This window comes from Streptomyces sp. NPDC057617 (genome assembly GCF_042800555.1).
Lineage (GTDB): Bacteria > Actinomycetota > Actinomycetes > Streptomycetales > Streptomycetaceae > Streptomyces.
On the sequence record NZ_JBHVGV010000002.1, the window covers coordinates 338771 to 348858 of the forward strand.

General features: G+C 71.9%; 7 protein-coding genes. 4 read left to right on the forward strand and 3 right to left on the reverse strand.

Translation table 11 applies throughout. The features are described 5' to 3' along the window. Position 1 precedes the first annotated feature (1 nt). A complete protein-coding gene (locus ACFU9P_RS06970) occupies positions 2 to 238 on the forward strand; it encodes a hypothetical protein (RefSeq protein WP_384078111.1) in 237 nt (78 codons plus the stop codon). A 271-nt stretch (positions 239 to 509) separates the two neighbouring features. Here ACFU9P_RS06970 and ACFU9P_RS06975 read toward each other — a convergent pair whose 3' ends face one another. Continuing rightward, complete coding sequence (locus tag ACFU9P_RS06975) at positions 510 to 3737, reverse strand: tetratricopeptide repeat protein (RefSeq protein WP_384078112.1); 3228 nt, start codon at positions 3735 to 3737, stop codon at positions 510 to 512. 310 nt (positions 3738 to 4047) lie between these two features. Further along, on the reverse strand, positions 4048 to 4650 hold the full coding sequence (locus tag ACFU9P_RS06980; RefSeq protein ID WP_384078113.1) for a TetR/AcrR family transcriptional regulator: 603 nt from the start codon (positions 4648 to 4650) through the stop codon (positions 4048 to 4050). Positions 4651 to 4863: 213 nt separating this feature from the next. Here ACFU9P_RS06980 and ACFU9P_RS06985 point away from each other — a divergent pair, with 213 nt between their 5' ends. After that, positions 4864 to 5424, forward strand: coding sequence for a hypothetical protein (locus tag ACFU9P_RS06985; protein WP_384078114.1), 561 nt, complete (start codon positions 4864 to 4866; stop codon positions 5422 to 5424). A 123-nt stretch (positions 5425 to 5547) separates the two neighbouring features. Here the strand turns inward: ACFU9P_RS06985 and ACFU9P_RS06990 are convergent, their stop codons facing one another. After that, positions 5548 to 6114, reverse strand: a complete 567-nt coding sequence (locus tag ACFU9P_RS06990; RefSeq protein ID WP_384078115.1) for a Uma2 family endonuclease — start codon at positions 6112 to 6114, stop codon at positions 5548 to 5550. A 199-nt stretch (positions 6115 to 6313) separates the two neighbouring features. On the opposite strand from ACFU9P_RS06990, the gene ACFU9P_RS06995 reads away from it, so the two are divergent. Both ACFU9P_RS06995 and ACFU9P_RS07000 read left to right on the forward strand, forming a co-directional pair. After that, positions 6314 to 8383, forward strand: a complete 2070-nt coding sequence (locus tag ACFU9P_RS06995; RefSeq protein WP_384078116.1) for a thioredoxin domain-containing protein — start codon at positions 6314 to 6316, stop codon at positions 8381 to 8383. 205 nt (positions 8384 to 8588) lie between these two features. Then, on the forward strand, positions 8589 to 9908 hold the full coding sequence (locus ACFU9P_RS07000; protein WP_384078374.1) for a glycosyltransferase: 1320 nt from the start codon (positions 8589 to 8591) through the stop codon (positions 9906 to 9908). Positions 9909 to 10088 lie beyond the last annotated feature (180 nt).

Below are 10088 nucleotides of genomic sequence, written 5' to 3' on the forward strand. Positions count from 1 at the left end.
TATGTATGCGACCCAGGCAATGACGCACATGATCCCGCTCGCCCAGGAGCTGGACCAGAACAAGGTGACGCCCGGTGTGCTCGGGTTCATCGTGTTCGCGGTGATGGCGGGCGTGGTGTGGCTGCTCATGAAGTCGATGAACCGCCATATGAACAAGGTCGACTTCGAGGAGACCCCGGAGCCGGAGAAGGCCGAGGCGGGCACTCCGGCGAAGTCGCAGCGGTCGCAGGGAGATTAGTGCCGGTCACGGCACTCGCGTCATGCCGCACCGGCCGCCCCCGCCAGGGCGGCCGGACGTACGGGCACGGGGTACGGGCTGGTGCGCGGCCTCAAGGCCCGCGGCCCTGAAGCCCGCGGCCCGCGCAGGCCGCTTGAAGCGCCGTACCCGCTCAGGGCCCGCGCTCGCTCAGGGCCCGCGCCTGTTCGAGGCCCCTGCCTCTGAGTCCGCGGCCTACGCCGGCCACTTGAAGCCCGTACCCGCGCAAGGCCCGCGCCCCTGAGCCCGCGCTCTACGCCGGTGTCGTCTCCACAGGTACGCCCATCACCTCGCGCGCGTGTCGCGTCGGCACCATGCCGAGCTGCCAGGCCTGCCAGCCGTCCTCCAGGCTGACCCCCCGGCCGAGCATCACCGCGTAGGCGTCGGCGCAGTCCTCCAGCTTGCCGTCGCGCAGCGCGTGGCGGGCGGCCGACAGCTCCGACAGCTCCTGCTCCGCGACCACCGAGCCCACCTCCGTCCCGCCCGCCGAGGCGTACGGAAGCAGCGTGCAGCGCAGGAAGCGCGCCCAGTCGGCGCCGCGCAGATCCCCGTACGACTCGAAGAGCGCCGTCGCCTCGTCGCAGAGCTGGAGTGCCTGGGCCGCCCGGTTGTTGCCCGCGTCGACGATCGCCAGCTCCAGACAGGTCCAGGCCTCGCCGTGCGCGAGCCCGATCCGGTGGAAGTCCGCGCGGGCGTCGACCAGGAGCTGACGGGCGAAGCCGGAATTGCGGAGATTGCCGGTCTGGGCGGCGCGCTGGTCACGGGTGACCCGGCCCGAGTGGTGCCGGGCGCAGGCCAGACCGTACACGTCGCGCATCCGCGAGAACATCGTGCGGGCCCGCTCCAGCTCCCGTACCGCCTGGTCGCGGTCGCCGTTCTCCTCCAGCGCCTGGCCCAGGTAGTAGAGCGTCCAGGCCTCGCCGCGCGCGTCCTCGTTCTCCCGGTGGCGGGCCAGCGCGTCGCGCAGCCCGCCGACCGCGGAGGACGCCTCGCCGTCCACCAGCCGCGCCCGTGCGAGCTGGGTCAGCGCCCAGGCCTCGCCGCGGGCGTCGCGGGTCCTGCCGTACAGCTCCAGCGCCTCCGCCAGCTCGGCCTCCGCGCGCGGCACATCGCCCATCCGCAGACAGACCTGGCCGAGCTGGAAGTGGGTCCAGGCCTCGCCGTGCACGGACTCGCTCTCGCGGTGCAGTACCAGCGCGGTGGCGAGCAGCGAGACGGCCTCCGCGAGACCGCCCCGGTCGCGTTCGACGGCGGCGAGGGCGTGCAGGGTCCAGGCGCGGTCCCCGGCCAGTGCGTCGGCGGACTGGAGGGCGAGCGCCTCGCGCAGCTTCGCCGAGGCCTCGGGGAGATTGCCCTGGTGGTGCAGGGTGATGCCCAGCGAGCCGAGCGCGCGGGCCGCGCCGGCGTCGTGCTGCGCCTCGCGGTAGAGGTCGACCACCGAGGTCAGTGTGGTGCGCGCCTTGTCCAGCTCGCCGAGCTGGCGGGCCGCGATGCCCGTACGCCACTGGACCGACCGTACGAGCAGCCCCTGGTCCACCGCCTGCGTCAGCTCGCTGATCTCGCCCAGCCGGTAGAGGTCGCCGCGCAGCAGGCAGTAGTCGCAGAGCGCGCCGAGCAGGTCGAGTACGGCCTGCTGGTCGACGCCCTCCGCGTGCCGGAGCGTGGCCGTGATGAAGCTCGACTCCTCGTCCAGCCAGCGCAGCGCCGCGTCGAGGGACGAGAAGCCATGGGCGCCGGCCGCGCTCTTGAAGAGATCCGCGCGGGTCGAGGTCTTGCCGTCGACGAGCCGGATCACGGAGTCGGCCAGCTCGGCGTAGTTGCGGATGAGGCGCTCCTGCGCGGCGGTACGGTCGGCCGCCTCCTCCTCGTCCTGGAGGCGGGCCTGCGCGAAGGTCCGTACGGCGTCGTGCAGCCGGTAGCGGCTGGCGCGTACATGGTCGATCAGTCCGGCCCCGGACAGGGCCGTCAGGAGCTGCCCGGCCTCCTGCTCGTCCGTCGCCAGCAGGGCCGCAGCCGCTGCGGCGCCCAGGGAGGCGCGGCCGGCGAGCGCGAGCCGGCGCAGCAGCCGGCGGGCCTGCTCGCCCTGGTCGGTGTAGCGCAGCCACAGCGCGCGTTCGACGGGGCCGCCCTGGCCGTACGCGGCGAGGTCGGCGGCGAGGCGCTGGGCCGTACGCTCCCCGAGCGAGGACCCCGCGATCCGCAGGGCGAGCGGCAGTCCGCCGCACAACTCCCGTACGCGGTCCGCCGACTGGGCGTCGTAGGGTGCCCCGGCCGCGCCGGGTCCCGCCGGGGCGACCTCGCGCAGCAGCTCCTCGGCGCCCGCTCCGTCCAGCGCCTCCAGCGGAAGCTGGTGCACCCAGGCCGGGGTGGCGGCGGGCAGCTCCAGGGGCTGACGGGCCGTCACCAGCACCAGGCTCTCGGAGCGTTCGGGTACGAGCGTGGCGACCTGCGCGGGATCCGAGGCGTCGTCCAGGACGACCGTCACCGGCAGGTCCGTGAGATGCCGGTGGTACAGCTCGCTCAGCCGGCGCACCTGCTGCTCCGGGGAGGTCCGCTCACGGAACAGGAGCTGCTCGCGCGGGGCGCCGAGCCGGTTCAGCAGATGCAGCAGCGCGTCCCGGGTCGACAGCGGCGCCTCGCCCGCGCCGCCGCCGCGCAGATCGACGACGCACGCCCCGCGGAACTGGTCCTTGAGCCGGTGCGCCGCCCGTACCGCCAGCGCGGTGCGCCCGGAGCCGGGGTCGCCGTGGATCACCACGACCGTCGGCCGGGTCTCGGTCGAGGCGCGGGCGGCGTGGACCCACTGCGCGATCTGCGCCAGCTCGGCGCGGCGGCCCGCGAACGGCCCGTCGGGCTGCGGGAGATGGCCGAAGGACTGCTCCAGTACGGTGCGTCGGCGCGCGGCGGCGCTGCGGTCGCTGCCCCTGAGCTGGGGCGCGGACTTCTTGGCGGGGCGGCGGTTCGCGGAGGTGAGGACGCGCTGCTGGTCGAGGAACGGGCGGATGCCCCGTACCTCCAGCGCCGTCAGCCACTGGAGCCTGAGCTGCTCGGTGCCGCCGGGTCGGCCGGCCGCGCCCGCCCGCTGGTGCGCGGCGGGCCAGTGCGACGCGGTCACTTTCGCGACGGTGGTGGCGGCCCCGGCGACGGCGACCACCGCGCCCGCGCCGAGCGCGACGCCGGTGGCGGTGCCCAGCGCGACATCCGCGCCGATCGCGGCGGCGGTGGCAACGGCCGTGACCAGCACGGGAGTTCCGAGGGACTTACGGCTGAACCGCCCCGACAGCCGTTCCGCCTCCGCCGCCTCCAGCGCCCGCGCGTACGCCGCGTACTCCTCGGCGGCCCCGGCGGCCAGCGACTCCAGCGCACCACGCCCGCGCGCCAGCAGCGCCCCGCCGTCAACCTTCCCGCCCGACCGCCGCACCTCCTCCTCCACGGCCCGCACCAACAGCCTGTCGGCCTCGGCCCGATGGCTTTCCCGCATCTGCGTCCCCCTCAGAATGCTTTGACTGGAGGCACATTGTCCTGCCCGGGCCCGCGTAAGGCGAGGGTGACATTCCTCGGCGCTCAGTCCTCGGCGCCCCTCGGCGCCCCTCGGCGCTCAGCCCGGCCCAGGCGCCGACAATGTCCCGGGGCTCCCGGAGCAGCCCTCCCCGCTCCGGTTACGGCACCGGCCGCCGCTCCGCCGCGCGAGGCGACGACCGGTCCGGTGCCGCCGGGGACAAAACCCGGCAACCGCGCCGCGCCCTGCTCCAGGGCGGTGAGCAGCGGCGAGGCCGGGTCGGCGCACTCCGCTACATGCGAGGGCTCGACAGGGCGGTGCGCGCCTGAAGGATTCCCTCCACGCCCTGGAGGAAGGTTTCGCAGACCAGTTCGGGGTCGAAGAGGCAGCCGGCCGCCATGGCGCCGTCCCGGAGCATGACGAGATGCCGGCCGGCTGCGTCGGCGGGTGCGTCGCCGGTCTGTGCCAGCAGGCTTGTGACGGTGTCCAGGAACCATTGCCGGTGGGCCAGGACGGCCTGGTGGACCGGGTGGGCGGGATCGGGGTACTCGGCCACCGCGTTGAGGAAGGCGCAGCCGCGGAATCCCGGGGACCCTATGCCGTCGGCGATGGACCTGGCGACGGCCCGGACCCTGTCGGCCGGTGACCCGCTGCCCGCCACGGCGGCGGCGGCCTGTTCCCGGATTGCCAGGTCGGCCAGGCCGATGTACGCGAGGACGAGTTCCTCCTTGCCCGAGAAGTGCCGGTACAGCGTGGCCCGAGTCACCTGCGCCTCTTTGGTGATCCGGTCGATGCCGACGGAGTGGATCCCCTCTGCGTAGAAGATGCGGGTCGCCGTGCTGAGCAGCCGCGCTCGCGCTGCGGAGGTGCTGCCTCCTTCTGGGCTCCGACTCATGCGGCCGAGTGTACCAAGCGGATGAGGGAGAACGTTCGGTCTTGACAGTGGTCGTACGGTCGCCTTAGATCTCAAGCAAGACCGAACGTTCTCCCTCATGATGGGTGGTGCCTTCATGGCCCTCCGCCGCAACGACCGGATCGGCGCGCACACAGAGCGCACGCGATGACTCAGCCGTCCCGCACCACTACGCCGCCACTGAAAGGCACCCCTGTGGACACTCTTGTGAGCACTGCCCCCGCCAGCGTTCCCGTGACCTTGCGCAAGCTGTACTTCGTCCGCTTCGCGTTCGCCGCCGTGTGGGCCGTCCTGCTGTTCGCGACCGCGGACACCCTGGGTCCGCTGAGTGCGGCGCTCCTGGTGATCTACCCCTTGTTCGACGTGGCGGCCGCAGTCGTCGACGTCCGGTCCGCCAAGGCGAACGGCGGTACGGCTCCGGCCCTCTACGTGAACATCGCGATCAGCTCACTGGCGGTCATCGGCCTGGCTGTCGCCGCCACGTCCGGCATCCCGGCCGTCCTGCGGGTCTGGGGAGCCTGGGCGATCGCCTCGGGAATCGTCCAACTCGTCGCGGGCGCCGTCCGCCGGCAGCTCGGGGGCCAATGGCCGATGATCACCAGCGGCGCCATCTCCACGCTCGCCGGCGCGTCGTTCTTCACACAGGCCGGCAGCGGCAATCCCACGCTGGGAAACCTCGCCGGCTACGCCTTCCTCGGCGGCGTCTTCTTCCTCATCTCGGCATTCCGACTGAACCGCGCCCGCAACGGGGCATGACCCCACCCGCATCGAGCCCGTCAGTCTGGCGGGTCCAGGCATCTGGGGTCCGCCGGTGGACAGGGACCAGTCCACCGGCGGACCCGACGGGCGCTGGAACCCGGCGTCGGGACGGTCCGGGGGTCACACGGTCCCGAGGTCGACCGTGACGGAGAAAGGCGCGGCAGCCTTGATCACGCCGGTGAACATCTCGCCGTCCCTGTACGCCTTGGTGGCTGGGTCGAGAACATAGGTGTAGATGATCGGGACACCGGTGGCGGCCTGTTCGATCCGCCAGTAGAAGGGGATCCCGGCCTTGGCGTACTGGTCCACCTTCACGATCCGGTCGGTGGTCTCCGAGCCGGGCGACACGACCTCGACGACCAGGAGTACGTGTTCGGGGCGCGTGGGCGTGAGGTCGATGGTCTCCGCCCGGTAGACGATGACATCCGGACGGCGGTTGGTGAGTGGAACGTCCTGCAGGCGGACGTCGAAGTCCGTGTCGGCGTTCCAGTCCGGGCCCGCGGCGGCGTCCAGGGCATTGGCCAGGATCCGGGCCATCCGGTTGTGCCGCTTGGACGCGCTCGGGCTCACGACGACCATCCCGTCCACGATCTCAATGCCGGCACACTGCTCCTCGGACCAGGAGTCGTACTGCTCCGCGCTGATCTGCGTATGCATCCACGCGGGCGCCACCATCTCGGCGGTCATGGTGTACCTCCTTCGAGGAGCCCCGACAGGTCCAGCGCTGCTGCGCTCAGCCTACTGTCCAGCGTGCCCCGACTCGGGTGAGAGCGGAGGCCCCGTCTCTGTTCCAGTGCGCCGACAACCCGGTCGACCGGTGGGGCGCATTCTCTGGTTGAGGCCTGATCTGCCAGGCTGCTGGGCGTCGCATGAGAGGGTGATTACTGTGAACCGCTTGGCTGGTACGACCTCGCCTTATCTGCTTCAGCATGCTGAGAATCCGGTCGACTGGTGGCCCTGGGGACCGGAGGCTTTCGAGGAAGCGCGGCGGCGCGATGTGCCCGTACTGCTGTCGGTCGGCTACTCCGCGTGTCACTGGTGTCATGTGATGGCGTCGGAGAGCTTCGAGGACCTCACGACCGCGAAGTACATGAACCGGCACTTCGTGAACATCAAGGTCGACCGCGAGGAGCGGCCCGATGTTGATGCCGTGTACATGGAGGCCGTGCAGGCTGCCACCGGGCAGGGTGGGTGGCCGATGACGGTGTTTCTGACGGCCGACGGGGAGCCCTTCTACTTCGGTACGTACTTCCCGCCCGCGCCCCGGCACGGCATGGCGTCCTTCCCGCAGGTGCTGGAGGGGGTCAGTGCCGCGTGGACCGACCGGCGGGAGGAGGTCGCCGAGGTGGCCGGGCGGATCGTGCGGGAGCTGGCCGGGCGGTCGCTCGGGCATGGCGGGGAAGGGGTGCCGGGAGAGGCGGAGCTGTCGCAGGCGCTGCTCGGGCTGACCAGGGAGTACGACGCGCGGCACGGCGGATTCGGCGGGGCGCCCAAGTTCCCGCCGTCCATGGTGACCGAGTTCCTGCTGCGGCATCATGCCCGTACCGGCGCCGAGGGCGCGCTCCAGATGGCCGCGGACAGCTGTGAGGCGATGGCGCGCGGCGGGATCTACGACCAGCTCGGCGGCGGATTCGCGCGCTACTCGGTCGACCGCGAGTGGGTGGTGCCGCACTTCGAGAAGATGCTGTACGACAACGCCCTGCTGTGCCGGGTGTACGCGCACCTGTGGCGGGCCACCGGATCGGAACTGGCGCGCCGGGTCGCGGTCGAGACCGCGGACTTCCTGGTACGTGAACTGCGCACGGAGGAGGGCGGGTTCGCCTCCGCGCTGGACGCCGACAGCGACGACGGCACCGGCCGGCACGCCGAGGGCGCGTACTACGTCTGGACGCCCGAGCAGCTCCGCGAGGTCCTCGGGGAGTCCGACGCCGAATTCGCCGCGCGGTACTTCGGAGTGACCGAGGAGGGCACGTTCGAGGAGGGCGCCTCGGTGCTGCAACTCCCGCAGGACGGCGGGGTGGTGGACGCCGCCCGCACCGAGTCCGTACGGGCACGGCTCCTCGCGGCGCGCGAGCAGCGCCCCCGCCCGGGCCGGGACGACAAGATCGTGGCCGCCTGGAACGGTCTCGCGATCGCCGCGCTGGCCGAGACCGGGGCGTACTTCGACCGGCCGGATCTGGTGGAACGCGCCACCGAGGCCGCCGACCTGCTCGTACGGGTCCATCTCGACGACACCGCGGGCACCGCCGCTACCGGCCGTGCCGCAGGGGTCGCGCCGCGCCTCGCCCGTACCTCCAAGGACGGCCGGTCCGGCGCCCACGCCGCGGTCCTGGAGGACTACGGGGACGTCGCGGAAGGGTTTCTGGCGCTCGCGTCCGTCACCGGCGACGGCGCCTGGCTGGAATTCGCCGGATTCCTGCTGGACATTGTGCTCGACCGTTTTGTCGCCGAGGACGGCGCGCTGTTCGACACCGCCGACGACGCCGAACAGTTGATCCGCCGCCCCCAGGACCCGACCGACAACGCCACCCCCTCCGGCTGGACGGCCGCCGCGGGCGCGCTCCTCTCGTACGCCGCGCACACCGGCTCCGAAGCCCATCGCACCGCCGCCGAACGGGCGTTGGGCGTGGTGAAGGCCCTCGGGCCGAGGGTGCCGCGCTTCATCGGCTGGGGTCTCGCGGTCGCCGAGGCGCTGCTCGACGGCCCCCGCGAGATCGCCGTCGTCGGGCCCGAGGACGACCCCGCGGCCCGGGAGCTGCACCGTACGGCCCTGCTCGCGACGGCCCCCGGAGCGGTCGTCGCCGCGGGCGCCCCGGACAGCGGCGAGTTCCCGCTGCTGGCGGACCGGCCGCTCGTCGGCGGGCATTCCGCCGCGTATGTCTGCCGGCGGTTCGTTTGCGCGGCCCCCACAACCGAAGTGAGCGTACTCCGGCGTGAATTGGGCGTGTTCGAGTGAACTGTGGCCGATTCATGACGCATGGTGAATCGGACTGAAACGCAGTATTCACCCAATCGGCCCACCCGCCGTCACAGGTCGGCCCTATTCTCTTCACAAGAGGCACAACTGGTGCGCATGGGTGGCCTGTTGTGCGAGGGGGGATGACGGGTGAGCCGGCGGCCAGGGGGGCCTGCCGCGGCCACCCGGGCCGAGGGGGGCCGTGTTGTTCACATCCGTGTTCATTGCTGCCGTTTCACTGGCGCTGTTCTGGATGGCCGCGTTCACACTCTGGTGGCAGATGCATGCCTGGCGTACGCCGGAGACGCTGGCCGCGACCAGATTCGATCCGCCGGACGGCGGCCGGGAGGGCTCGTTCTCGCTGCTCCTGCCCGCCCGGCACGAGCAGGCCGTACTGGAGCACACCGTCGAGCGGCTGCTCCAGTCCAGCCACACGAACTTCGAGATCATCGTCATCGTCGGACACGACGACCCCGAGACCGCCGAGGTCGCGGAGCGGGCCGCGGCCCGCGCCCCGGACCGGGTCAGGGTCGTCGTCGACACCCACGAGACCAAGAACAAGCCCAAGGCGCTCAACACCGCGCTGCCGCACTGCACCGGCGACTTCGTCGGGGTCTTCGACGCCGAGGACCAGGTCCACCCCGAGCTGCTGACCCATGTCGACCACGCCTTCCGCTCCACCGGCGCCGATGTCGTCCAGGGCGGGGTCCAGCTCATCAACTTCCATTCGAGCTGGTACAGCCTGCGCAACTGCCTGGAGTACTTCTTCTGGTTCCGCAGCAGGCTCCATCTCCACGCCCAGAAGGGCTTCATCCCGCTCGGCGGCAACACCGTGTTCGTACGCACCGAAGTGCTGCGCGCGGCCGGCGGCTGGGACCCCGACTGCCTGGCGGAGGACTGCGATCTGGGCGTACGGCTCTCCAGCGTGGGCAAGAAGGTCGTCGTCGCGTACGACTCGGACATGGTGACCCGCGAGGAGACCCCCGGCTCGCTGATGTCCCTGCTCAAGCAGCGCACCCGGTGGAACCAGGGCTTCCTTCAGGTCTACCGCAAGAAGGACTGGAAGCAACTGCCCACGCCAGGACAGCGGATGCTCGCCCGCTACACCCTGATGACCCCGTTCCTCCAGGCGTTCACCGGGCTGATCATCCCGCTCAACGTCGGGATCGCGCTGTTCCTCGACGTACCGGTCGCGATCGCGTTCGTCACCTTCCTGCCGCTGGTCACCGCGATGGTCACCTTTGTCTTCGAGGTCGTCGGGCTGCATGACTTCGGCAAGCAGTACGGGCTGCGCGTCCGCCTCACGCACTATCTCAAGCTGATCGTCGGCGGGCCCTTCTACCAGGTGCTCCTGGCCGGCGCGGCGATCCGCGCCGTCTGGCGCGAGCAGCGGGGGCGCAGCGACTGGGAGCTGACCAGCCATGTCGGCGCGCATCTGGCGCCGGCCGGCGGAGGCTCCGCAGGCGACGCGGCCACTGGAGAGACCCGAGACATCCGCGACATCCGAGAGGACGTCCACGCGTGACCTCCACCCTCCCCGCGGTGACGACGGATCAGACGGCCGTCACCGCGCAGCCGAACGACGCCCGGAACGGGGCCGGGGGGCACCCCCGCGCGCACCCCCCCACTGCCCCCCCCCCCCCCCCCCCCCCCTCCCCCCTCCTCCCCCCCTCCCCCTCCCCCCCCCCCCCCCCCCTTTTCTTCT

Bases quoted from the DNA above. Each gene is read 5' to 3' on its own strand.
- ACFU9P_RS06970 (WP_384078111.1), top strand. From the start codon at position 2: ATGTATGCGACCCAGGCAATGACGCACATGATCCCGCTCGCCCAGGAG.
- ACFU9P_RS06975 (WP_384078112.1), bottom strand. From the start codon at position 3,737: ATGCGGGAAAGCCATCGGGCCGAGGCCGACAGGCTGTTGGTGCGGGCC.
- ACFU9P_RS06980 (WP_384078113.1), bottom strand. From the start codon at position 4,650: ATGAGTCGGAGCCCAGAAGGAGGCAGCACCTCCGCAGCGCGAGCGCGG.
- ACFU9P_RS06990 (WP_384078115.1), bottom strand. From the start codon at position 6,114: ATGACCGCCGAGATGGTGGCGCCCGCGTGGATGCATACGCAGATCAGC.